The sequence below is a fragment of the Sorangium sp. So ce124 genome, assembly GCF_051525235.1.
GTDB lineage: Bacteria > Myxococcota_A > Polyangia > Polyangiales > Polyangiaceae > Sorangium > Sorangium atrum.
The window spans coordinates 11,358,673-11,382,158 of record NZ_CP150312.1 but is presented as its reverse complement, the minus strand read 5'-3'; the positions used below and the strand labels follow the sequence as shown (position 1 = coordinate 11,382,158).

20 protein-coding genes are annotated in these 23,486 nt (G+C 70.5%); 5 read left to right on the top strand and 15 right to left on the bottom strand.

The annotated features are described in order from the left end of the window. Positions 1-154: 154 nt before the first annotated feature. Both WMF19_RS42770 and WMF19_RS42765 read right to left on the bottom strand, forming a co-directional pair. Positions 155-1,744: a hypothetical protein gene (locus WMF19_RS42770; RefSeq protein WP_437895638.1), complete on the bottom strand. Its 1,590-nt coding sequence runs from the start codon at positions 1,742-1,744 to the stop codon at positions 155-157. A 388-nt stretch (positions 1,745-2,132) separates the two neighbouring features. Further along, complete coding sequence (locus WMF19_RS42765; RefSeq protein ID WP_437895637.1) at positions 2,133-3,137, bottom strand: hypothetical protein; 1,005 nt, start codon at positions 3,135-3,137, stop codon at positions 2,133-2,135. A 30-nt stretch (positions 3,138-3,167) separates the two neighbouring features. Here WMF19_RS42765 and WMF19_RS42760 point away from each other — a divergent pair, with 30 nt between their 5' ends. Further along, positions 3,168-3,617 (top strand): LysR substrate-binding domain-containing protein, encoded by a 450-nt coding sequence (locus WMF19_RS42760; RefSeq protein ID WP_437895636.1) that lies wholly within the window; start codon positions 3,168-3,170, stop codon positions 3,615-3,617. A 135-nt stretch (positions 3,618-3,752) separates the two neighbouring features. Here the strand turns inward: WMF19_RS42760 and WMF19_RS42755 are convergent, their stop codons facing one another. Further along, positions 3,753-4,220: a hypothetical protein gene (locus tag WMF19_RS42755; protein ID WP_437895635.1), complete on the bottom strand. Its 468-nt coding sequence runs from the start codon at positions 4,218-4,220 to the stop codon at positions 3,753-3,755. A 209-nt stretch (positions 4,221-4,429) separates the two neighbouring features. Between WMF19_RS42755 and WMF19_RS42750 the strand changes: the two genes are divergently transcribed. Continuing rightward, complete coding sequence (locus WMF19_RS42750) at positions 4,430-4,846, top strand: peptidase inhibitor family I36 protein (protein ID WP_437895634.1); 417 nt, start codon at positions 4,430-4,432, stop codon at positions 4,844-4,846. A gap of 374 nt (positions 4,847-5,220) precedes the next feature. Here the strand turns inward: WMF19_RS42750 and WMF19_RS42745 are convergent, their stop codons facing one another. The 3 genes from WMF19_RS42745 to WMF19_RS42735 form a co-directional block, all read right to left on the bottom strand. Beyond that, positions 5,221-7,575 carry a family 43 glycosylhydrolase gene (locus WMF19_RS42745; protein ID WP_437895633.1) on the bottom strand — a complete coding sequence of 785 codons (2,355 nt, stop codon included), beginning with the start codon at positions 7,573-7,575 and terminating at the stop codon, positions 5,221-5,223. Positions 7,576-7,868: 293 nt separating this feature from the next. Beyond that, positions 7,869-8,201 carry a DUF2871 family protein gene (locus tag WMF19_RS42740; RefSeq protein WP_437901738.1) on the bottom strand — a complete coding sequence of 111 codons (333 nt, stop codon included), beginning with the start codon at positions 8,199-8,201 and terminating at the stop codon, positions 7,869-7,871. Between the two features lie 42 nt (positions 8,202-8,243). Then, entirely contained in the window at positions 8,244-8,660 is a 417-nt protein-coding gene (locus tag WMF19_RS42735) for a DUF4267 domain-containing protein (protein WP_437793521.1), read from the bottom strand. A 108-nt stretch (positions 8,661-8,768) separates the two neighbouring features. On the opposite strand from WMF19_RS42735, the gene WMF19_RS42730 reads away from it, so the two are divergent. Continuing rightward, positions 8,769-9,704, top strand: coding sequence for a cupin domain-containing protein (locus tag WMF19_RS42730; RefSeq protein WP_437895632.1), 936 nt, complete (start codon positions 8,769-8,771; stop codon positions 9,702-9,704). A 399-nt stretch (positions 9,705-10,103) separates the two neighbouring features. Here the strand turns inward: WMF19_RS42730 and WMF19_RS42725 are convergent, their stop codons facing one another. The 4 genes from WMF19_RS42725 to WMF19_RS42710 all read right to left on the bottom strand — a co-directional run bounded on the left by WMF19_RS42725 (position 10,104) and on the right by WMF19_RS42710 (position 13,788). Further along, the gene (locus WMF19_RS42725; RefSeq protein WP_437893055.1) at positions 10,104-11,444 is read right to left on the bottom strand and encodes an IS4 family transposase; all 1,341 of its coding nucleotides are present in this window, start codon (positions 11,442-11,444) and stop codon (positions 10,104-10,106) included. 76 nt (positions 11,445-11,520) lie between these two features. Beyond that, the gene (locus WMF19_RS42720; RefSeq protein ID WP_437895631.1) at positions 11,521-12,264 is read right to left on the bottom strand and encodes a transposase; all 744 of its coding nucleotides are present in this window, start codon (positions 12,262-12,264) and stop codon (positions 11,521-11,523) included. Further along, complete coding sequence (locus WMF19_RS42715) at positions 12,261-12,704, bottom strand: helix-turn-helix domain-containing protein (RefSeq protein WP_437895630.1); 444 nt, start codon at positions 12,702-12,704, stop codon at positions 12,261-12,263. Before WMF19_RS42715 ends, WMF19_RS42720 begins: the two co-directional genes overlap by 4 nt. A 79-nt stretch (positions 12,705-12,783) precedes the next feature. Then, positions 12,784-13,788, bottom strand: coding sequence for a hypothetical protein (locus WMF19_RS42710; RefSeq protein WP_437895629.1), 1,005 nt, complete (start codon positions 13,786-13,788; stop codon positions 12,784-12,786). Between the two features lie 63 nt (positions 13,789-13,851). Between WMF19_RS42710 and WMF19_RS42705 the strand changes: the two genes are divergently transcribed. Beyond that, positions 13,852-14,844: a LysR family transcriptional regulator gene (locus WMF19_RS42705; RefSeq protein ID WP_437895628.1), complete on the top strand. Its 993-nt coding sequence runs from the start codon at positions 13,852-13,854 to the stop codon at positions 14,842-14,844. Here the strand turns inward: WMF19_RS42705 and WMF19_RS42700 are convergent. The 4 genes from WMF19_RS42700 to WMF19_RS42685 all read right to left on the bottom strand — a co-directional run bounded on the left by WMF19_RS42700 (position 14,838) and on the right by WMF19_RS42685 (position 22,184). Beyond that, complete coding sequence (locus WMF19_RS42700; RefSeq protein ID WP_437895627.1) at positions 14,838-16,331, bottom strand: FG-GAP repeat protein; 1,494 nt, start codon at positions 16,329-16,331, stop codon at positions 14,838-14,840. The two genes, WMF19_RS42705 and WMF19_RS42700, sit on opposite strands and share 7 nt — an antisense overlap. 499 nt (positions 16,332-16,830) lie before the next feature. After that, on the bottom strand, positions 16,831-19,665 hold the full coding sequence (locus WMF19_RS42695; RefSeq protein ID WP_437895626.1) for a serine/threonine-protein kinase: 2,835 nt from the start codon (positions 19,663-19,665) through the stop codon (positions 16,831-16,833). Between the two features lie 105 nt (positions 19,666-19,770). Next, positions 19,771-20,835: a DUF6268 family outer membrane beta-barrel protein gene (locus WMF19_RS42690; protein ID WP_437895625.1), complete on the bottom strand. Its 1,065-nt coding sequence runs from the start codon at positions 20,833-20,835 to the stop codon at positions 19,771-19,773. Beyond that, a complete protein-coding gene (locus tag WMF19_RS42685) occupies positions 20,832-22,184 on the bottom strand; it encodes an alpha/beta hydrolase family protein (RefSeq protein ID WP_437895624.1) in 1,353 nt (450 codons plus the stop codon). Before WMF19_RS42685 ends, WMF19_RS42690 begins: the two co-directional genes overlap by 4 nt. Positions 22,185-22,284: 100 nt before the next feature. Here WMF19_RS42685 and WMF19_RS42680 point away from each other — a divergent pair, with 100 nt between their 5' ends. Beyond that, complete coding sequence (locus WMF19_RS42680) at positions 22,285-22,950, top strand: TetR/AcrR family transcriptional regulator (protein ID WP_272095628.1); 666 nt, start codon at positions 22,285-22,287, stop codon at positions 22,948-22,950. Between the two features lie 113 nt (positions 22,951-23,063). On the opposite strand, the gene WMF19_RS42675 is transcribed toward WMF19_RS42680, so the two are convergent. Continuing rightward, positions 23,064-23,486 carry a hypothetical protein gene (locus WMF19_RS42675; protein WP_437895623.1) on the bottom strand — a complete coding sequence of 141 codons (423 nt, stop codon included), beginning with the start codon at positions 23,484-23,486 and terminating at the stop codon, positions 23,064-23,066.

Below are 23,486 nucleotides of genomic sequence, written 5' to 3'. Positions count from 1 at the left end.
TAGGTTTCCGCATACCCGTCTCCGTGCCGGTTTATCCCGGCGCACGGGAAAGTGGGTGGGATCACGTCACGCCCGGGTCATCCCCGACGGGTGACGGGCTCTTCGGTGGGCAGGAGGGGCGTGGCGGCGCGGGGGCGCGGCGCCACGGCCGCGCTCAGTACATCAGGTTGCCCTGGCCGAGCACGAAGGTGATGTTCTGACCGAACTGGGCCCGGGCGGTCGTCACGCGCGCGGTCGCGTTCACGATGCGATTGCGGCGCTCGACCGCCGAGCTCGCCGCGAGGCCCTGGGCGATCTCGCCGCGCGCGAGGTCGAGCTGCTGCGCCGCGGCGGGATACAGCGTCATCGGGGCCATCACCTCGATGGCGTCGTCGATCTCGACGCGGGCGAGCTCCATCAGCTTCTGCTGCACGTCGGCGCGCGTGTTCGCGAACTGGTCGACGAGCACCCGCGCGGCGTCCAGCCGCTGCTTCGCGATGTCGGCGTTGAAGGCGGCGTTCAGCGCGCGCAGGAAGCGAGCGATGGCGTTCGCGTCGAGCGGCACGAGGTTGAGCGGCGTCCCGAAGCGCTGCTCGAGCTCCTGGGCGGCCGGAGAGAAGAGGAAGGGCGTCGAGGCGTAGAACGTGACGGCGTCGGTGATGCCCGGAGCCGCCTTGTCGTTGATCTGCAGGTTGTTGTGGAAGAAGGGCGGCGTGTCCGCGGCCTCGATGAGGGGCGGCGGGTTGAAGGTGCCGTTGCCGAACGAGTTGGGGAAGCCGATGCCCGTGGCGTCGAAGTTGGGCGCCGGCAGGTCTCGCCCGCCGAAGCCGCCGTCCGCGAGGAACTCGCCCCCGAAGCTGCCCCCGTTGAGCGGCGACCCCTTGGTGCGCGTGCCGGTGTCGAAGTTGCGGTTGTTGCCGGTGTCCTGGAAGTTCGCGCCGGCGTTGTGGTGGCACAAGTTGCAGCGGCCGCGGTTCGGGTCCATGAACGCTTGCCGGCCGTCCTCCGCCTCCGCGTCGAACAGGCGAACGCTCGCCAGATCGAGCTCGTTCAGCCGGCCCAGGCTGAGCTGGAAGGCCAGGGTCACGTCCTCTTCTTCCGGTGTCGGCAACCGGAAATCGACGCCCGGCTCGCGGGCGAGGCGCTTGGGAAAGTGCTGGGTGATCGCGTCCTTGAGGAAGCCGCGCAGCGTGCCGTCGCTCGATCCGTCCCCGCCCCAGCCGGTCCGCTCCGTGGGGGGATTGGTGGTGCCGTCCCCCGAATCCGCCCGGATGCTCGTGCTGAGCGAGAGGACGTGGTTCACCCCGCGCGAGACGAACCGGTGCGTCGGATCGGCGAAGCCGTCCACGTTCTCGAGGATGGCCGCGTCGTCCAGCAGATCCGATGTCTCGAGCTCGGCGAGCTCCGGCACCTGCCGGAACACGAAGAGCGGGTCATTGGGGTTGGTTTGGTCGAGGGCCTGGATGAACGGCACGTCGAGCGTCGTGTTGTTGGCCACGGGGTGGCAGGTGCCGCAGGTGCGGCCGTTGCCGTCGAACGTCTCGTGGAAGAAGACACCCGCGCCCGCGCAGATGTCCTGCGAGACGAGCCCGGCGACCACGCGCGGATCCTGCGCGCATTCGGCGAGCCGATCCGCCAGGGCGAGCGATTGCGAAGCTTCATCGAGGGGCTCCGGAATCTCGTCCTCTGCCTCCGAGCACCCCCCGGCGAACAGCGCCATTCCGACCCCGCACGCGAGCAGCAGCCCCATCTTCGAGCGTCCCATCGAGCTTTCTCCGTTAGAGGCGCAGCGCCCGGCCGTGGCGAGCGGCCACGAGCAGGAAAGCGGCGCGTTTCATCCACTCTTCAGCTGTGGTCGCGGAGTTATCCGAGCCGCCCGGCGGTGCGGCGTGGGCCTCGTGAGCCACGCCCCGGCGGGGAAACCGCCGGAGAGGCAGCCCTCGCCGCCCGGCGCGCGAGGCCGCGCGCCGGGGGCGTCAGGCGGTGCTAGGAGCGACCTCAGACGAGCGATGATGTAGCTGAACAAGAACGATGTTCAACGTTCGGCGCGGCCCGGAGCTCCATTTTTAAATATTCTTTACAAACAGGCCCGGGATGCGCTGAGCACCGAAAACGCCCAGCTGAGCCCGTATCCGAAGCGGGTGACCGCCGCTCTAGAGGTTGCGGATCCAGGCGCGGAGGACGTCCAGCCCGGCCTCGTCCACGATCTCGGTCCCGAGGGGCGGCATCGAAGGCCAGTCCGGATCGCGCCTCCGGGCGCGCTCCACCACATCACTGCCGTCGGGATCACCCGGGTCGATCACCTGGTCGACGGCGGTGCGGTAGGTGGCCGTCGACTCGACGGACGCGAGCTCGCCGACCCGGAGCGTGAAATCGAACCTGCGCTCCGGGTCATAGCAGCGCGCGCCGTCGCTCTTCGGGCGGCTCCGGTTGTGGCAGTGGCTGCAGTTCGCGTGCAGCCAGCCGAGGGCGTCGCGCGTCACGGCGTCTCCGGGCAGCTGGATCGGCTGGCGCGGAGGATCCGACAGCATCCCGCGGGCGATGACCTCGTCGAGGTCGACCTCGCCCCGGCTCGTGGCGAGCTGGATCGCGGAGAAGCCGAGCACGCGGCTCCTGGTCCCGCCGTGGCAGCCCATGCACTCGGCCGCCGCGGGCACGTCGTGCGGCGTCCCGCGCGCGTCCGCGGCGCCGCCGGGCGTCGCGAGCGCGTCGGTCCCGTCGGCGTTCCAGACGTAGGCGACCGAGGCCCAGTCCTCGGGGGCGGGGCCCACCTTGGCGAGCAGGCGGGTCTCGACGAGCGCCCCATCCCTCCGGAACTCCTTCCACAGGCGGGTCCCATCGGGGAACTGCCATGCATCCTGATCGCCGGTGTCGATCTGCGCGCCGGGCGGCAGCCGGATGAACCGCTGCTTCTCGGCGCCGTCGCTCCAGAGCTCGAACCCGGGCTTGTAGGCCACCACGTCGCTCGCCACCGCGCGCGCGGCGATGTCAGCGTAGAGGCCGGTCTCCGACAGCGCCGCGGGCAGCTCGGCCTGGCGCTCTGGATCGGGCGGATCGCACTCGTGGAAGTCGTCGCAGCCGGCGGCGGCGAGGCCGGCGGCGGCGAGCCGGAGCAGGACGGAACCAGCGCGGGTCGGGCGCCTCTCGCGGGTGGACATGGCCGTATCGTCCGCCACGATCACCCCATCGTGGGCCAGCGTCTGACGCGGGGCTCCTTCCCGCGGCTCGGCTTCATCGACGTGCACATCCCGCTCGGCCGTCCGGGTCGTGGTCACGCCATGGTCGAGCAGGCCCTCCGCGCGCAGGGCCTGGTCCGCCGGATCGCCCTGGTGGTCCCTGGCTTCGCGGCCGCGACGATGGCGGCAGCGGCCAGCGACCTGGTGGCGTTCATGCCTCGCCGCGTCGCCGTGGCGCTCGGGTCGCACCTCCCTGTCCGGATCGTCGAGCTGCCCGTGAAGGACCTCGGCCACGAGATCTCGCTCGCGTGGCATGAGCGGACGCACAAGGACCCGGCGGCCGCCTGCTTGCGGAAGGTCATCGTGGAGACCCTGCGTGCGGCTGGCGGCGGCTGCAACGAGACCCCGCAGAGGAAGCGGCAGCAGCGCCGCCACGATGGCGGGGGACCAGGCGATCATTGACCGAAGCCATCGTCCTTCTCGGCGATGTCGTTCACGTCGTCGTTGCCCTGGTAGATCGACTGCGCGGCTGAAAAATGCTGCTGGGTGTCGCCGCGGACCGTCGCGAGCGTCCGGGGTCGTGAGGCCCGGCTGGCCTCAAGAGGGGGCGGTGACCTCGAAGTTCCAGATCGTGTAAGGACCGACAGCATCTTCGCTGGCAGCCTTGAAGAACACCTCGCTCGAGTAATCCATGAACAGCGTGTGGATCGTGTTTGCCGCCAGGGATTCATAGACGAACCACTGCCCGTCGCTGATCCTGCGGTACCAGAGCTGAATGGGCATGTCCCCCACGGTGATGGTCGACATCCTGAACGGCTGCGGAAATCTCTCGTTGGTCCCGTTCCAGACCTTGATCCACTGGTTCGCGACGTGGGACTGGAGCTTGCGCGGCTCCGCCGGCCAGTTCGGTATTCCGCACGCACCGCCGATCAGCTTGGCGGTCCCCGGCCCTTGGCCGTCGCCGGGGTCGACGAAGCCACACCCCGTGAAGCCCGGGTTGGTGAAGGACAGGTGGTAGTGACCGTACCCCGATGCGTCCTCCAGTGTGCCTCGCGTGCCGCTCATGCAACGAGTTCGAGGCAGGCGCCACAAGAACTTCCATGTCGATGAAGCCGCCATCCGGGATGGATGAAAGATTCCAGGCACATGCGAGCCCGCGTGGTTCTTATGCTAAATCATGTTAACAACAGTCGAAGATGGGGATGCGTGAATCGCCTCCGGTGCTAGGTCCCTCCGCAGTACCTGCCCCTGGGTGGGCAGGAGGAGGAAACCACATGCACTTGCTCCAGCACGTTCAGAACCTCCGTCGTTTCACTCCGTCCCGCTCCCTGAGCTTGCGTGTCCTGGTGGGCGCCGGCCTCCTCGCGGGGGCAGGCCTGCTGCTTCCCGAGATAGCCTCGGCGCAGGAGGACCCCGTCCCCTGCCCGTTCGACAGCGTCCTCTGCCTCTTCGAGGAGGAGGACTACGGCGGGGAAATCTTCAACGTCCGGGCGCTGAACCCGCAGGTGGGCACGTGCGTCAACCTTCCGGAGCACGGCTGGGAGGGAAGGGCACACTCTGCCTACAACACCAACGGCGTCGGCGCCGCGATGTTCCAGAACGAGGACTGCATCGGCTACCCGTACCCCATCTACGCGGAGAGCGGCCTGAGCCCGCTGCCGTTCATCCCCAAGAGCGTCTACGTCTACTGACGCCATGATCGGGCGAAAGGCGATGGGCGTCGCGGCCATCGCCTGACGCGCCCGGGGGGCGGAGGATAGCCCGCGCAAAGCCGTTCCGACCTGTCACGAATTTCCCGCCAACGACGGGCAGTCGACATAACGTACAAAAGTACGACCCACTGATCCGCCTACAAAAACCAACGGATCCAACGAGTTCACTCGGCTGCGGTATGTTGCCTTCATTACGCTGGAGTTCACGACGGCGTTTGCGCGGCTGCGGCGTTCGCGGAGAAGATCGATAGCCGCCCTCTGGCAGCGGCCGGCTGGACAGCGGGCGTGTGATCCGGGACGATCTCGAGCCGATCGTCGTCTTCGAGCGCCACCCGGTCTACATTACGCTGAGCTCATCCGTTCTTCCCAGGCACGAAGCGGAGGGACGCGAGGCGCAGCAGCTCACCAGAGCCGCCCTTTGCCCTCAGGTAGACCTCGTGGGAGCCGACGGCGCTCACCTTGCATGTCACGGTCGTCCAGGTCTCCCAGCCGCCGGTGGCGGGGACATCGCAGGTCGCGACGCGGCGGCCGCCCGCCAGCGGGTCGAGCCATACCTCGACGGCGCCGCCTTTCGCGCTGGAGGCCTGCAGCTCGATCTCGACCGACGCCACGCCGCCGCTGCCCAGATCGACGCTGCCGTACATGGCCCAGTCGCCGTTCTCCAGGCCGCCCAGCACCGGCCCTGCCGACTGGCTCGACACAACCTCGGTGCCGGACTCCTGGTCCGGCTCCGCGGCCGCGATCGCGGTGAAGCCGTCGCGGTACGTGAACAGGTCGAAGTCAGCGCTCGCGTTGCTGGCAAAGACGCCGGCCTGGCTGCCGACCCAGCCCATGTTGACTGTATCGTAGTCCTCGAGCGCGCTGATGTCGATCGGCTCGCCCACCTGGGTCCAGATCAGGCGGTCCGTGCTGAACCAGCCGGTGGCCTCGTGGTCCTTGCCGTGCACCAGCTTCAGCCAGAGGGTGCGCTCGGCCGGCGCCGGGGCATCGAAGCTGATCTCGGTCGCGTCCACCGCTTCATGGGCGCTCTCGTCGGCGTTGAGGACGGGGACGACCGACCGGAACGAGAAGCGGATCCGGTCTTCTGCGTCCGCCCGGACGCGCGCCACCGACACCTCCTGGCTGATGGGGTGCACCCACGTCGGGAACGCCGTGAGATCCTGCTCCGGGACGGCGTTGCCCAGGCGAACGCCAGCCGCGTCGCCCTCCGCTTCGGGGGCGAAGTCCATCCTCACGATCATCGCCTTGGCGTGCAGCGCGTCCTTCTGGATCACCCACCGCGTCTCGTCCTCCGCCGGCTTGAGCCGGAGCCACCCGGCGCGGTCGGTGACCGAGTAGCGATCGGACGGCATGTTGCCGTAGAAAGTCCAGGCCGGTGCGAGCTTGTCCCCGGTGAACTCGTCGTTGACGGGCAGCAGGAACGGGATGTCGCTGGGCGGCAGCGCCGGCGCCGGCGCCGGCTCGCCCAGGCGACCGTTCACGACCGGGACCCCGGCGCCGCTCTCGTCGTCGATCCAGGTCACCTGGCTGAGCAACCCCTGCCGGCCCAGGCCACGCCAGTTGCTTTCGCACTCGTACGAGTGGGAGAAGACCCACCACGTGCCGTCGGCGATCTGGAACGGCGCGGTGCTGTGCTGCGCGCCGCTGAACGGGGCCTCTCCCTTGAGGACGCTGCCCAGCGGCGTCCAGTCCTCGGGGTTGCTGCTCAGCGTGGCCGAGCGCCACCCGTACTGCTCGCCGCCGCACCCCGTGTGGGTCGAGTCGAAGTAATAGTAGAAGCCGTTTCGCTTCGTCATGGTGGGCCCCTCGGCCCAATTGGCCTCGACCGCGCTGTCGGGGTTGGCCGCGGGATCACCGCACCCCCCGTTCTCCACGTCCCAGTTGACGAAGCTGAGATCGATCGACTCGCCGCTGAGCTGCCCGGTCTCGGGATCGAGCTTCTGGAGCAGGTTGACGCCGAAGTTGTTCTCCTCGCCGCCCGTCCCTCCATTCCATTTGCACTGCCCCGCCTTCACGACGAGGTACGTGGTCCCGTCGTCGTCGACGAACACCGAGTCGTCATAGCCGGTCCCGCGGTCGAACGATACGAGCTCCGGGTCCTCTCCGGGCGGCGTGTAGGGGCCCACAGGCTCCACGTGGACGGGCTCTCCCCAGGGCCCTGCCAGGCTTTCGGCCTCCGCGAAGTACTGGTTGAAGTTGACGGCGAAGTAGACCCTGTAGCCGGCGGCGACCTTGACGATGAAGCCGCCCCACGTCCCGCCCCCCGCCGAGGTCGAGGCCTCCAGGCCGGACCACGCCGGATCGACGACGCGCGACACGCGCTCCCAGCGGATGAGGTCCCGCGAGTGCAGGATCTCGACGTTGGGTGAGATGTTGAAGCTGGAGCCGGTGATGTAGAAATCGTCCCCCTCGATGTAGATGTTCATGTCCGGGTGATCGCCGGGCAGGATCGGGTTCAGGTAGGTGGACTGGGGCTCGCCCGGCCAGCTCGCTGTCTCGAAGGCGGCGGTCAGCGTCTTGTTCCCGTCCACCGTGACCTCCACGACGTCGTCCGCCTCGCTCGCGGCCCCGCTCCATCCCGTGAAGTCGGCGCTCGGCGCGGGTCTGGCGGTCACGGTCACCACTGTGCCGGCCCTGCGCAGGTAGGTTCCAGGCGGAGGATCAGTCGTCCCGTCCCCCTTCGCCTCGATGGTCAGGGGATATTCCACGGGCGTTACCTGCTCGTCCACTCCGCAGGACATGGGCAGGGACCCGATCAGGATCATCGCCGTTATGCAAGCGCTGTGTTTTCTCATGGTCATGTCCTGAGTCGTTCTGGCCGCCAATCCCGGCTACAAGGATCTCTGGCGGGTGCGCATGACGGCCCGTGCAGTCTTCGGATCGAAAGGATGAGCGCGGGCCCACTGTGAACGCTCACACGACGGGTGTCAATTTCCCTCGCGACGGGCGCGAGGTCGACCGGCTGGCCGGTGCGGCGGAGCGGCCTCTGCTCGATAAGTGGTTACCGAAATCGCTGCCGCCCGGCCAGTGCTCCACCCCCTCCACGCCCGACGGTCTCCTCGAGCCGGATTGGCCCCGACCAGCGCTGATGTGGGCGAGCGCGGTGACGCACGGAATCCGGGATGAAGGGCAGCGCAGCTCGCGGTGCGACCAGGAGTGGGCCGAAGCGGCATCGCGCGTCCGGCTTCACGGGCTCGGTGAGGCGCTTGCCGAGCAGGACGAACAGCAGGATGAGCCCGACCGTGAGCAGGATGCGGCCCACCCCCGCGGTCCACGGCACGGCCTCCGGCACGTGGTAGCCGAGCACGGTCGCGATGCCGTGGACGCCCATCATGCTCACAGTGATCGATGGGACTCCTTCAATCGCTTGGTAGGGTCACGCACGGCGGCGGAGCTGCAGCACGCCGAGCGCGATGCAAAACACGGCGGTGCCCCAGTGGATCGCGAGGTAGCCCGGGTGAGCGCCGCGCCACGCGAGCACGATGGCTCCGTCGACGACGGGGATCACGGAGCCGAGGAGCAGCGTGAGCGCCGCGGCGCGCCGCTCGCCAAGGAGCGCGAAGGCGATGAGCAAGGCGCCGACGGAGAGGTCGCGCACTCCCTTGGCGACAGCGTACGCGGCGAGGCCAGCGAGCGGCACGCCGAAGGCCGCGGCCGCGGTGCCGGGGACAACCAGGAAACGCGCGCCGATGAAGCACAGCGTGAGGCCGGTGAGCAGCGTGGCGATGCCCGCCCCGCCGAGGCGGCGCAACGGAAGGGACGAGGCGGAGGAAGCGATAGTGGCGTTGTTCATGGGCTGGATGTAGCCCTCAGCGGGCGCGCCCGCGATGGCCGGCGCGCGCAACGAATGTCCCTGAACGCTCACGTTGCGAGCGCTATGGATCATCGCTAGGCTCGCGCCATGTACCAGGATGACCCGCTATCGAGCCGGTTTTTCATGGCAAAACTCTCGTCCGAGCTTGTCTGCCGGACCGCAGCGCGAGGGGCTTGGGCGCTCGAGCTTCCGGCGCGTCCGATCCTCGTGCTCCACCACGTGACCGAGGGGAGCTGCGTGCTGCGCGCCGGGCGAGAGGCTGTCTCGCTCTACCAGGGCGACGTGGCGCTGGTGCGACCGAACGTGGGGCACCGCGTCGACCACGGCGACGCGAGGGCGAAGCCCGTGCTCCTCGACCGGTGGCTCGAGGTCTCGCGAGAGGAGGACGGCGAGCGCGTGCTCGGCCGCGGCGCCACCACGGCGCGCGCGCTGTGCGGCGTGTTCCGGTTCGAGCACGACGCGCTTGCCCCCTTGCTGCAGGTCCTGCCGACGGTGATCCACGCCGGCGCGCGGGCCATCGAGGCGCGGCCCTCGTTTGCCGACGCGCTGGCGCGCCTCCGGAGCGAGCTGCACGAGACGCGCCCGGGGGCGGGGCTGGCTCGCCGTCGCTGGCTCGAGCTCATCCTCATCGAGCTCGTGCGGCTGCTCGCCGACCGCGAGCCCGCGAAGCTCGCCGCGCTCGGCGCCACGCAGGACCTCGTCGTCGCCCGCGCGATCGCCGAGCTCGTGCACGACCCGGCGCGCGCGTGGGACGTCGACACCCTGGCGCGAACGGTGGGCGTCTCGCGCGCCACGCTCGCCCGGCGGTTCCTCGAGGCCACGGGCGCGCCGCCCATGGCGTACCGGGCGACGCTGCGCACCGAGCACGCGCGCCGCCTGCTCCGCGAGACGACGCTGTCGAACCAGCAGATCGCCCACGCGGTCGGGTTCGCCACGGTGCAGGCGTTTCAGCGCGCGTTTCGGCGCGAGACCGGGGCGACGCCGTCGGCTGTCCGCGCGCAGCTGCGCGCCGCGCACGGCTAAATCTCCGCGCAGGAACGTCGATCAGCTCGTGACGTAGATCGAAATAAGCCGACGTCTCGTTCGCTTGGGAATCGCCAAACCCTCAACGAGAGATGGTTGCTCGGAAGGTCATGCCGTCGGTGGCGGATAGGCGGTGCATGGGCGTGTCTACTCGCAGCGGGAGATCGGAGAATTTAACGCCAAGGCGCCAAGGCGCAAAAAAGCAAGAGAGAGAGAGAGAGAGAGAGAGGAAGGTCATTCTTGCAATCGATTGACGACGCGATGGATGCCCTGCTTCAGAGGCTACAGCGGTTTCCGCCCACCTCTGCTACGCGAAGAGCAGAGCGGCGGTCTCCCGCACAGGAGACGGGCCCAGATCGGCGTTTTCGGCGCGCAAGCGCACTCCGGTCTCAGGATTGATCATAATTTCCCCACCTCCCTCGCGGCGCTCCAGCCCTGGACGAGGGTGAGGAGCTGCTCGTAGCCACGGCCCAAGGTCTGCCAGCCGGGCTCGCCGTTTCGCCGGAGGTGTCCGCCGAGCCCGGCGATGGCCAGGAAGGCATCGCGGGCCGTGGCGTTCTCGGGCAGGGGCTTGCGCGCGAAGACCCGCAGCACCGCGAGCTGGGTGGGCGTGAGCACGGCGGTCGCGGGCTGCTCCGGAGCGCGCCGAGCCTCGCTGCGCAGCAGCAATAGCTGCCAGGCGATGGGCGCGAAGAGCGCCAGCACGTTGCGCAAGCCGTGCAGGTCCTCAATCTGGCGCTTCTCGTAGGCGCATCCGGTCTTCAGGGCCTTGAAGAACTCCTCCACCATCCACCGCGCCCGGTACCAGTCAACCAGCTGCGTCAACTGCTCGACGGACTCGACCGGCTCGCTCGTGAGCAGCACCCACTCGACCGGCGCTTCGCCCGGCGGCGGCTCGAGCTCCCAGACACGCACGACCTGAAGCGAGAGCGTCGCCGGCAGCTCGCGCGGCTGGGATCTCGGTCGCCGCAGGGTCACGCGCGTGCTTCCAAGGGCGAGCTTGGCCAAGCGTCCTGCGCGCGGAGGATGCAGCCGTTTCTGTTGAGGGCTGCGATTGGCTGCCGGCCGCGGCGAAAGCTCTACCTCGCGTACGGCCACCGCTTGAACATGCGCGAGCGCCTGCTCGAGCTTGGCCTGCTCTCCGAGGGCGTCGGCCTCGACGAGGCGATTGTGCGCGAGCCGAATCACGAACCGATGCCCTGCGCTCAACAGCTGCGCGAACAGGCCGTAGTCGTCGCCTTCGCGGTCCATGACATGCACCACGTCGTGCGGAGCTGCGCCCAAGGCCGCGACGCGCTCCACCTGCTCTCCCCAGCGGTCGTGCTCGTTGTCCATCGTGCCGTCGTCGCGCACGTGCGTGCTCAGATCGAGCACGCCGAGCGGGCGGCGCGTTCCATCGCCGCTGACCGCCAGCGTGAAGTGGGCGAAGAACGTCTGCCCCGAGGAGCGCAGCCGTCCGAGCCCCTGCCGCTGGCCGTCCGAGCGGAAGGAGAGGGTCGTGGTGTCATGGATGGCGAGCACCACCGGCTCGGCCTCCATGCGCGCGAGGGTGGCGTGCACATGCGGAGCCAGGATCGCCGCGGGCGTGACGGCGTCGTTGCCGAAAAAACGGTACGCCGCCTCCAGCTCGCTGTCGGACAGCAGCGAGGGGAAGCTCTTGTCCGGCGCCTGCGCCAGCTTCTGCACCAGCTTGGTCTGGCGCTTCGAAAGCCGCGCATCGCCGAAGTGCGCGTCGCTCATCTCCTCGGCGAGTGCCGCTGCGTGCTCTGCTGCAGGTGAACCCATCCGCAGCTTTGATCACGTCGCCCAACACACATCAAGCGAGATCTGTAGGATCCTGAGACTCCGGTGCGCTGAGCACCGAAAACGTCGAGGTGGGCCCGTATCCGAAGCGGGTGACCGCCGCTCTAGAGCGGTTCGCGATTGGCTTTGGTACAGACCGCGCCCCTCGGGCGGGGCGTGGCGGATCCCGAGCGCGACGCTTGCGAGGCGTGCGAATCCGCGGCGCACGCCTCCGAGGCGTGCCCCTGCGCTGCGGTCTGGGACGAGGGGGTCGGTCGAGGTAGCCCGCATGGCGGAACCAGCCTTCGGCGTCCTTCGGCGTCACCTGGTGGAGGGCCCTGTCCATCGCGTCGAGCACGCCCACCACGGTCCGCTGCCCAGCGGTGCGGAGGGTCTGCTTGATCTTGCTGCCGCACTCTTCCACCGGCGAGAAATCAGGCGAGTAAGGCGGCAGCGGGTGGTAGTCGGCACCCGTCGCCTCGATGGCCGCGCGGACCTCGGGGTATAGATGTGGCTTGAGTCGATCCACGAGCACGATGTCGCCAGGCCGCAGCACCGGAGCCAGATATTCCTGGGCGTACGTCTCAAATCGAGGACGATTCATGGCGCCTTCGAAGACCACCGGCGCCACCACCCCCTGCAGCCCCAGCCCGAGCACCAGCGTGAGGTTCGGGTCCGCGTTCGCCGGCGCCTTGCCGTAGGCCCGCTGCCCGCTGGGGGCGTAGCCATAGAGCCGGGTCATGCCCAGGTTGGCACCGAACTCGTCGACGAAGATCAAGCGGCGCGCATCTGCGGTCCCCGCCCAATCTTGAAAACTCGCGCGGGCCTGTTGAACGTCCGGGCGGTCTTGCTCGCTGGCACCCAACGTCCTTTTTTTCGGGTGATCCCCATCCGGTGCAGTGTGCGGCTCATCGTCGAGACGCTGACGTGCACATGGTGACGCTGCTCCATCTGCTCGATCAGTTCTGCCAACGTCCGGTCGTTCTTCTCTTCCAGCAGCGCGATCAGTGCCCGCTCGTCTGTGTCGTCGAGCTTCCGTGGCATGCCGCCGCCGTGCGGGCTCGGCGCGAGGTCGCCCGTGGCGCGCAGCTGCGTGAGATAGTTCTGCACCGTGTTCGGGGCGACCTCGAACCGCTCGGCCAGCTCCCGGATACTTCCTTCACGGTTCTGGTAGGCGTCGATGATCCGCTGCCGCAGGTCGATGCTGTACGGGCCCATGCGGTAGGCAACAGCATCAGCGATGCCACCGTCCCGCCCGACCGTGCTCAGCTTGTACCAAGCTCAACCGCAAATCGCTCTAGAGGCTGCGGATCCAGGTGCGGAGGACGTCCAGCCCGGCCTCGTCCACGATCTCGGTCCCGAGGGGCGGCATCGAAGGCCAGTCCGGATCGCGCTTCCGGGCGCGCTCCATCACATCGCTGCCGTCGGGATCGCCCGGGTCGATCACCTGGCCGATGGCGGTGCGGTAGGTGGCCGTCGACTCGACGGACGCGAGCTCGCCGACCCGGAGCGTGAAATCGAACCTGCGCTCCGGGTCATAGCAGCGCGCGCCGTCGCTCTTCGGGCGGCTCCGGTTGTGGCAGTGGCTGCAGTTCGCGTGCAGCCAGCCGAGGGCGTCGCGCGTCACGGCGTCTCCGGGCAGCTGGATCGGCTGGCGCGGAGGATCCGACAGCATCCCGCGGGCGATGACCTCGTCGAGGTCGACCTCGCCCCGGCTCGTGGCGAGCTGGATCGCGGAGAAGCCGAGCACGCGGCTCCTGGTCCCGCCGTGGCAGCCCATGCACTCGGCCGCCGCGGGCACGTCGTGCGGCGTCCCGCGCGCGTCCGCGGCGCCGCCGGGCGTCGCGAGCGCGTCGGACCCGTCGGCGTTCCAGACGTAGGCGACCGAGGCCCAGTCCTCGGGGGCGGGGCCCACCTTGGCGAGCAGGCGGGTCTCGACGAGCGCCCCATCCCTCCGGAACTCCTTCCACAGGCGGGTCCCGTCGGGGAACTGCCATGCATCCTGATCGCCTGTGTCGATCTGCGCGCCGGGCGGCAGCCGGATGAACCGCTGCTTCTCGGCGCCGTCGCTCCAGAGCTCGAACCCGGGCTCGTAGGCCACCACGTCGCTCGCCACCGCGCGCGCGGCGATGTCAGCGTAGAGGCCAGTCTCCGACAGCGCCGCGGGCAGCTCGGCCTGGCGCTCCGGATCGGGCGGATCGCACTCGTGGAAGTCGTCGCAGCCGGCGGCGGCGAGGCCGGCGGCGGCGAGCCAGAGCAGGGCGGAACCAGCGCGGGTCGGGCGCCTCTCGCGGGTGGACATGGCCGTATCTAGACAGAGGCCATGTGCCATCTCCAGTGATGGTTCGTGATACAGAATATCACCATGGTGAATCTATCGACCATCGACCTCAACCTGCTCCACGTCCTCGCGGTCACGCTCGAGGAGCGCAGCGCGACGCGCGCCGCGCGCCGGCTGGGCGTCACGCAGTCGGCGGTCTCGAACGCGCTCGCCAGGGCCCGCGAGCTGCTCGGCGATCCGCTGCTCGTCCGCGATGGCCGCGGCATGGCGCCGACGCCGGCGGCGGACGAGCTGCTGCCGGAGCTCGCGGCGGCGATGGGCCAGCTGCGGTCGATGATCGAGCACCGGCGGGTCTTCGACCCGCGCTCGTCGACCCGGGAGCTCACGCTCGCCTGCGCCGACAACTCGCAGATCGCGGACGTGCCGCCCGTCGCGGCGGCGCTCGCGCGGGAGATGCCGCTCGCGCGGCTTCGCGTGGTGAGCGTCGATTACCTGGTGGCGTCGGGGGGCATGTCCGCGGGCGGGCTCGACGCGGCGATCGGGGTGCACAAGCGCGACCCTGCGCTGCGCGTCGCGCCGCTCTACCGGGATCCGACCGTGGGAGTCGTCCGCCACGATCACCCGATCGTGGGCCAGCGTCTGACGCGGGGCTCCTTCCCGCGGCTCGGCTTCATCGACGTGCACATCCCGCTCGGCCGTCCGGGTCGTGGTCACGCCATGGTCGAGCAGGCCCTCCGCGCGCAGGGCCTGGTCCGCCGGATCGCCCTGGTGGTCCCTGGTTTCGCGGCCGCGACGATGGCGGCAGCGGCCAGCGACCTGGTGGCGTTCATGCCTCGCCGCGTCGCCGTGGCGCTCGGGTCGCACCTCCCTGTCCGGATCGTCGAGCTGCCCGTGAAGGACCTCGGCCACGAGATCTCGCTCGCGTGGCATGAGCGGACGCACAAGGACCCGGCGGCCGCCTGTCTGCGGAAGGTCATCATGGAGACCTTGCGTGCGGCTGGCGGCGGCTGCGACGAGACCCCGCAGAGGAAGCGGCAGCAGCGCCGCGACGATGGCGGGGGATCAGGCGGTCATTGACCGAAGCCATCGTCCTTCTCGGCGATGTCGTTCACGTCGTCGTTGCCCTGGTAGATCGACTGCGCGGCTGAAAAATGCTGCTGGGTGTCGCCGCGGACCGTCGCGCGTCTGGTGGTGAGCACGAAGACCATGCCTTCATGCCACTCTTTGGCCGTGTGGCTCTTTCCCGGCGCCGAGACCGCCAGATCGCCCAGATCATCGTTGTTGTAGTCGCCCGCTTGAAGGACGCGCCCGAAATGGTCCCCGTCACCATGAAACTCGCTGCATATTGGATAGGAGGACAAGCCGTACCCGACGAGGCTCTCCTGGCTCCAGCGCTTGCTGGACGCGGCGGATAGCCCGCCTGGCAGGCTGTACATGGTGTACACGGCGCCGGCGGAGCCATCGCCCGTTCCGCGGTCATAGGGCGCGCCGATCATCAGATCGTCGCCGTGTTGCCCGTCGAGGTTGCCGGTCGCGAGCGCCCAACCGAACCCTGCCCCGTTGACATCGCCGCCTCCCAGCAGCCACGGATAGAAGAGCTGGTTGCCAGCGGTCGACAGTCCTGCGCTCGTGCCATAAACCACGTTCACCGAGCCCTGACGCCGAATGTTGACGGGGGTGCCGTCGGGCGGCACGACGTCATCGGGCACGCCGACGGCCAGGTCCGCGAACCCGTCGCTGTCGAAGTCTCCGGCTGCGAGGGCTTCGCCGAATCCTTCGACAAAGGCATTCCCCCGCAGGCCGTCGTACCCGCGTCTGAGCGTGTTCGTCCCCCTGGCTGTGAAGCCGCTCGATGTGCCGTAGATGAGCGAGATCATGCCATAGCCGAACCAATCGGTGGTGATCGCCAGATCATCGTAGCCATCACCGTCGAAATCGCCGGCCGCGAGCGCGGTCCCTGCCAAGTAGATGTCTCCGCAGCTCCGCTCGAGCGACAAGCAGCGCTGCGTGCTGCCGAACTTACCGTGACCGAGCCCTTCCGGCGCGTCCGAGCCGTAGATGATGCTGACGCCGCCCGTGGGATAGTCCTCCCCCGGCGCGCCCACGGCCAGGTCGTCGATGCCGTCACCGTTGAAGTCGCCCGACGCGAGCGAGGTGCCGAACCGGTCGTCCTGCTCCGGGGTCCCGGCCACGCCCGGGGAATCCTGGGTGATGAGCTGTGCTCTTGCGTTACCAGCCTGGCCGCCCGGCTGGAGCCCCGCGAGGACCTGTCCTTGCGCAGGCAGGCCATAGATGATGGCGACGGCTCCGGCTGCGGCCGCTCCTACCTGGTCCCGCTCGGGGATGCCGACCGCGAGGTCGGTCCAGCCGTCGTTGTTGAAGTCACCCCACGCGACGGACGTCCCGAAGCGGTCGCCTGCCTCGGAGCCGACGCCCCTCATACCGAGGCTGTCCATCGTGAAGGTCTGATCGGTGCGCCCCGTGCCGCCCGCGCCGGTGGCCGACACTCCTTGGCTCGATCCGTAGATCACGTGAACCATGCCGGTATCCTTCTTGAGGAGCACTCCGGGGAGGGTCGTATCTTCGGATCTGACGGACACGACGAGATCGGCGTAGCCATCGTGGTTGAAGTCGGGCTCCGCCGCCCACGCCGACGCGCTCGATCCGAGCACACCTGCTGTCACGAGGAGCATCGCCGCGCCGCGCCGCAGGGTCGTAAGGGCATGGGCGCCCGGCAGCGCAGGCGCTGACATCATAGCAGGGGGCAGAGAGAATATCGGCCTGATCATGGTGAGCTCTCCGGGCGAGTCGCGGCGCGCGTCTCGCCTTCGCGTGATTCGTTGGCTGGCAAGCCGGAGAGCAAGCGCCGAACCAAGTTGGTTTTCGCGGGGCGATCAGGGAGAAAGGCGGGCTCCGCGCGCCATCCTGGAGGAGGCAGCCTCCAGTTGCTGGAGGCTGCAGCCTCGAGTCAATCCAGGCCCATCGTAGCTCCTCGGCGCGTGGCTCTCGCCTCCGATCGGAAGTGACGGCACCCGCGGCCTCGGAAGCGGCCTCCCTGAGCGCTCACGAGCGCGACGGGAGCGCGGCGCGCTCGTCCGCCACGCCCAGCGCGCGGGACGCCCCCTCCCGGATCCCGCGGAGCACCGCCTCGACGTCCCGCTCCGCGCCGAGGGCGAGCCCCCGGTCCGCGAGCGCGCGCGCGGCGGCCGGGTCGCTCCCGGCGAGCGCCTGCTCCGCCGCGTGCAGGTAGAACTCCACCGCGAGCCGCGGCTCGCCGCCCCGCTCGAAGTGCTCGGCGAGCACCTTGGCGTCGTGCTCTCCCGCCTGCAGGAGCCACTCGGCGGCGAGCCGGTGCCCGAGCGCGCGATCGTGGTCCGGCAGCATCGCGTAGCAGCCGTCGCGGATGAGCGCGTGCCGGAACGCGTACTCCTCCTCGTCCGAGAAGCGGCTCTGCTCGCGGCGCTCGAGCAGCTCGCGCTGGAGCATCCAGGGCAGCCAGTCCACCGCGAGCGTCGACCCGCCGGCGTCGCCGAGCAGGGCGAGCGCCCCGGTCTTCCAGAACGCCTCGCCGAAGATGCTCGCCGCCCGCAGCAGCCGCCGCGCCTCCGCGGGGATGGCCTCGAGCCGCGCCTCGACCATGCCCAGGATCGTCTCCGGCAGCCTGTCCGCGCGCCCCTCGGCGACCGCCCGGATGAGCTCCTCCAGGTAGAAGGCGTTGCCGCTCGCGCGCTCGACGAGGCGCGCGACCTCGGAGGGCGGGAGCCCGTCGCCGAGGATCTGCCGCACGAGCTCCTCGGCCGCGCGGCGCGGCAGCGCGCCGAGCGTGATCTCGTGGACCTCGCTGCCCTCCCAGAGGACGGGGAAGACCTTCCGCACCTCGACGCGCGCCAAGTAGAGCACCGCGAAGGGCCGGTCGCGGAGCTCCCGGAGGACCCGCGCGATGAGCTTGAGCGACGCCGCGTCGCCCCACTGGATGTCCTCGAGCACGAGCAGGTAGGGCCCCGCCGCGCACGCCGCCTCCATGAAGTCGAGGTAGGCGAGCGGGATCTGATCCGCCATCAAGGCCGGGCTCTGCCGCGCCGCGAGGAACCTCGGATCGGCCTCGCCCGGGAACGGCGTGCCGACGATCTCGCCGAGGAACGCGGCGATCCGCGTCCTCTCGCCCTGCGTCAGCGCCTGGGCGCGGGCGACGAGCGAGAGCAGCCGCTCGCGCTGCGCCGGGGCGGGCTCGCCGCCGGTGATCCCGGCCGCGCCCCGGAGCGCGGAGCCGAGGAGCGAGAACGGCGAGCCCGCGCTCAGCGAGTCGCCGCGGCCGACCGCGACGGTGAGCTCGGGGTGCCGCTCCCGCAGGATCTCGATGAGCTCGTACCGCAGGCGGGATTTGCCGATCCCGGGCGGCCCGGTGATCAGGATGGCGCGGGGCTCGGGCCCGCCGAAGCTGTCTTCCAGGAGCTCGCGCAGGTTCCGGAGCTCCCTGTCGCGGCCGACGTAGGGGCTCGGCTTCCCGAGCAGCGTCCGCGCCGACCGGCCGACCTCGCGCTCCTGCAGCAGGAAGAACGTGCCGGAGCGCGCCGGCTCGATCTCGAACCGCGCGTCGAGCAGCGCCCGCGTCACGTCGTCGATCCACACGGGCGCGGGCCTCCGCTCCGGGCGCGCGTCGCGCTCCGCGAGGGCGAGGAGCGCGGCCGCGCGGTCCATGACCGGCCCGACAGGGAGGCTGCCTGTGTGCTCGGCGCGGCCGGTCGTGAGCACGACGGAGGCCTCCGGCACGAGCTCGCCGAGCTTCAGAGCGCACCGCGCCGCGCGCGCGGCCTGCAGCGCGGCGTCGCCGACGCCGGCGATCGAGAGCACGATCGTCCCGTCGGCGAGCGCGTCCACGCGGGCCCCGAACGGCTGCGCGCTCGTGTAGAGCTTCCTCGTGAGGTCGCTCGGCTCCGCGGCGACGAGCGTGCTGGCCGCGCTGTCGCAGGGCGCAAAGCGCGGCTCCCTCGCGGCCACCAGCGAGAGCAGCCGGAGCTCGCACGCCGTGATCGCCTCGTACAGGACGGGGGGCGCGGCCAGGCCGCTCGTCGGATCGCGCTCGAGGGCGTCGAGCGCCTCGATGACGGCCGAGCCGTCGCGCGGCCGCTGCTCCGGGTCCTTGGCGAGCATGCGGGCGACGAACTCGTCGAGCTCCTGCGGCAGCTCGGGCCGGAGGTTCCGCACGCGCGGCGGGTCTTCCATGAGGAGCTTCGCGAGGAGGGCCATCACGTGCTGGCCCTGGAACGCGGGCCTGCCCGTGAGGCACTCGAAGAGCACGGCGCCGAGCGAGAAGATGTCGGCCCGCGCGTCGAGGCGGTCGCGCTCGCCGGTGGCCTGCTCCGGGGCCATGTAGCCCGGGGTCCCCATCACGGAGCCGGTCTGCGTGAGCGCGCCGATGGTGCGCTTCATCCGGGCGATGCCGAAGTCGAGCACCTTGAGGCCGGCGACCTCGCCGCCGACGAGCAGCAGGTTGCTCGGCTTGACGTCGCGGTGGACGACGCCCCGCGCGTGCGCCGCCCCGAGCGCCTCGGCGGCCGCGCGGAGCAGGGCGAGGCTCTCCTCGAGATCGAGCTTCTGCCGGGCGAGGCGCTGCGCGAGGCTCTCCCCTTCGAGCCATTCCATGGCGAGGTAGGGCACCCCGTCGGGGGTGATGCCGTGGGCCACGTGCCGGACGATCCGCGGGTGATCGAGCTCGGCGAGGATCCGCGCCTCGTGCTCGAAGCGGTGCGCGGCGCTCCGGTCGGGCTGGCCGAGGAGCTTGAGCGCGACCTGCGCCCCCGTGGCCCGGTCGACGGCGCGGTAGACCGTCCCCATCCCACCGGCGGCCGCGACGCGCTCGAGCTGGAAGCGGCTGTCGATGACCTCTCCCGGGCGCATAAGGCGGAGGATGCACCGGCGTCGAGCCGTCTTCAACGGTCCGGCAAGCGGCGGCCATCCGGTGTGCAGCTATACGCTCGCGCGTGCGCGGCAGTGAGTCGCGCTTCAGCTCTTCGGGATGCGCCATGTCACGCCGGCGCGGAAGAAGAGCACGTTCGGGATGCTCTGCCCGCCTCCGGGGATGCCGTCGTCCTCGTCGTTCATCGGCTCGTAGCGACGGAACAGGCTGTGTCCCGCCTGCGCGTTCAGCCACACCGACGCGAACGCGCGCACGCCGAGGGTCACGCCGGCGGTCGCGACCGAGTAGGCGATGTGATCCATGCACTCCTCGGGCCGCGCCGCCCGCTCGTCCTGCTCGGTCGCCGGGTCGTCGGCCGGCTGGGCAGCGCACGGCCACGCGCCCCTGACGCGCGGGTCGCGCACGGCGTAGGCGTTCCCCGCCAGGTCCGCGCGCAGGCCGACCTCGACGCGATCCGCGAACAGGAGCTTCACGGCCGCGAAGCCCGGCAGGAAGGCCTCGACGCGGAAGAGGGGGCTCGGCGTCCAGTCGACGTACGCGGCCGGCAGCGGGAGGAACGAGCCGAAGCTGTACGACGCGAGCGCGCCGCCGCCGAGGACGAGCTTGTCCGAGAGCGTGTGGGTCACGAGCCCGAGCGCGCTGACGCGGACGAGCCCGCCGTCGACGGCCTCGAAGTCGCCCGCGAGCCCCGGCGCGACGCGCAGCGAGAGCGACCAGTCGTGGGGGAGCAGCTGGACGAACAGCACAGGGACATCGACGGCGTGGAAGGCCCGGAGCTCGTCGAAGCCGGGCGAGGTGCCGGCGTACGAGACCGCCTCGACGTGGTACGTCGCCCCCGGGATCAGGAACGTCCTCTCCCCGAGGGGGATCGGCGCGTTGGCGTTGACCTCGTACGACGAGACCTGCGCCCGCACGGGGCGCGGGTCCTCGATCGCCGCGCCCGGCATGTACTGCGCGCTCAGGTCCACGAGATCGGGGAGCTGGGCCCACGCAGCGCCCGGCGCGAGGAGCGACGCCAGGGCGAGGAGCGACGCCAGGGCGAGGAGCGGCGCCAGGGCGCGGAGCCGCGGGGGGCGCGTGCCCCGGCGGGAGGGGCCCCTGCCTCGACGCTCGTCCGTGGCGCGCGCGGCGGCGCGATCGGCCGGCCTCATCGCGCCACCCGCTCGTCGAGCCAGTCGAACAGCCGCGCCTGGGCGAGGAGCTGGTTGCCGCCCTGGCAGTGGACCTGCGACGCCGTGCCCGCGTCGAACACCATCATGTGCTTCGGGCACGTGAGCGCGCCGTAGAGGCGCTCCGACTCGCCTGGAGACGCGTCCTCCGCGCTGCCCTCCATGATCAGCGTCTCGCAGCGGATGCTCGCGACGCCATCGGAGTTGTCGTACTTGCGGAGCTCGTCGATCACCTCGTGCGGCGTCGAGACGCCGTGCTTCCATGCCACGTCGTCGAAGTACCAGCGCGCGTCGGGCATCACAACCGAGGCGGCGTCGATGGCGCGGTCGAAGGCCGCGGGGCCGCGGCTGTGCAGCTCGAGAAGGCCGGGCATCGACGCGAAGTGGCGCAGCATCGCGTCGCGCCAGCTGACGACGCCCGGGTTGGCGACGAGGGCGCGCAGGCGGCGCTCGCGCGAGGCCGCCCGCGGCGCGAGGTAGCCGCCGAACGAGAGGCCCATCAGGACGAACCTGCCGGCGTCGAGCCGCTCGTCGCGCTCGGCGAAGTCGAGCACGCGGCCCACGGGGACCTCCCAGTCGGGCCGGAAGGGGTGCCCGTGGAGGCGCAGCGAGGCGCCCTGCCCCGGGCCGTGGAACGAGAGGACGTGGTAGCCCCGCTGGAGCGCGCCGTCGATGACCCACATGGTGTCCTCGGGCCACGCGTGGAGCCCCTGCTGCAGCACGATCGCGGGCGCGCGCGCCACCCCGGGCGCGTAATGGACGCGGCCGTGGAGCACGCCGTTCTCGTAGGGGATATCGACCTGCCGGGAGTCGTAGCCCCGCATGCGGAGCGCCCGCCCGTGCAGGTCGAGCCCGGTGATCGTCGCCTCGACCAGGCGCGGGTCGGAGCGGTCCGCGTAGCGCATGAGCCCGGCCCGGTAGTACGCGCCCGCGCGCAGGAAGTGCGACGCGGCGCTCCGCGTATGGCCGCGGGCCTCCGCCTCGTCGCCGTAGCCCTGCACCCGCTTCGCGGTGGCCAGCCACTGGTCGAACCACGAGCGCTCGTCGCCCGGGAGGATGCGGGTCGCTGTGTCGAGCACCTCGCCGACGTCGGTCAGCCCCATCGACGCGAGGCCAAGCCAGAACACGATCTGCGCGTCCATCACCGGCTGGCCGATGAACTTGAACCGGTGCCAGACGGGCGCCGCCTGGCCCCGCCCGAGCGTGTCGTCGCCGTGGAACCGCGCGGACGCGACCTCCTGATCGACCCCGCGGCGGCCCGACGCGAACCCGAGCGCCGCCGCGCCCCCCGCGACCGCCGTGTGGGTGAGAAACCTCCGCCGATCGACCATCGGTGCACCTCCGGCGCCTGACGAAACCAACGTTTGAAACATGTGTTTCAACAATTGACGCCCGCCGGGAGCATCGTCAAGGTATGTTTCAAACAATTGTATGAACGACCGTGACCCCCTCGCCCCTGCGGACGATCTCGATCCTCGGCAGCGGCTCGTGGTCGCCGCGATCGATCAGATCGAGAAGCACGGCATCGGGCAGCTGACGGTGCGGAAGCTCGCGGCGGCGGCCGGCGTCAACATCGCCGCGGTGAACTACTATTTCCGGTCGAAGGAGGCGCTCGTCGCGGCGGCGCTCGAGGGGTCGATCCGGAACATGCTGTCGGACAGCGAGGATTTCCTCGCCCGGATGCCCGGTGATCCCCTGGAGGCGCTGAGCGGGCTGCTCGGCTACTACCTCGAGGGCGGGATGCGGTACCCGAACGTGGGCAGGGCGCTCCTGCACGACGCGTTTCACGCGGACGACTACAGCGGTCCTTTCCCGAAGCTCTTCGCGCCGGTGATGGAGCGCCTGCGCGATCTCGTCCGCGCGGCGGTGCCCGGGCTCGAGGAGCGGGCGGCGGCGCGCCGGGTGGTGGCGGCGCTCTCGGCGGTCTTCTTCCCGACGTTCTTCGCGGGGCTTTACGAGGGGCTGAGCGCGCTCGGCTCGCCGGCCGATCGCCTCGCCTACGCGCGAGAGCTGGCGCGGCAGACGCTGGCGCCCGCCGCGGTCCCGGAGCCGGCGGCGCCCGCGCCGCCCCGCGGCAGGCCGCAGAAGCGCGGGTGATCCGCGGGGGGGATCGTGAGTACCCGCCAGAGCGGCGGTGAGCCTTCAGGTGCTTCCACGACAGCTCGATTGCCGTGTGCCCTGGAGCTCCTGCCCCCGTGTCCCGAGCTCCTTCACTCGCACTGGGGCGGCGACGGTGCGAAACACTCTCCCGCGGCGTTGCAATACGTCCTGCCGCACTTGAGCTTCGGCTTCGCATCGGGCGACGGGCCGCGCGCGCCCGGCGAGGGCTTCCTGATCCCCGCGGCGCCCATGGACGGCGCAGCGCTCGCGGGCTGCGCGGACGGCGCAGCGCTCGCGGGCTGCGCGGGAGCGGGTGCAGCGCCCGGCGGCGCGGCGGTCCCGGGCGCGGTCGCCACCTCGGGCGCCTCCGTGACGGCCCCGGGCGCCGTCGCGGAGGCCCCGGGCGCCGCCGCGACGCCGGACACATCCGGCGCCGCTCGGTCGGGCGCCGGCGCCTGGGAGCGACCGCAACCGGAGCTCGAAAACGCCGCGAACCCCAGGGCCACGGCACCGACCCACGCTCGAGGGCTCAT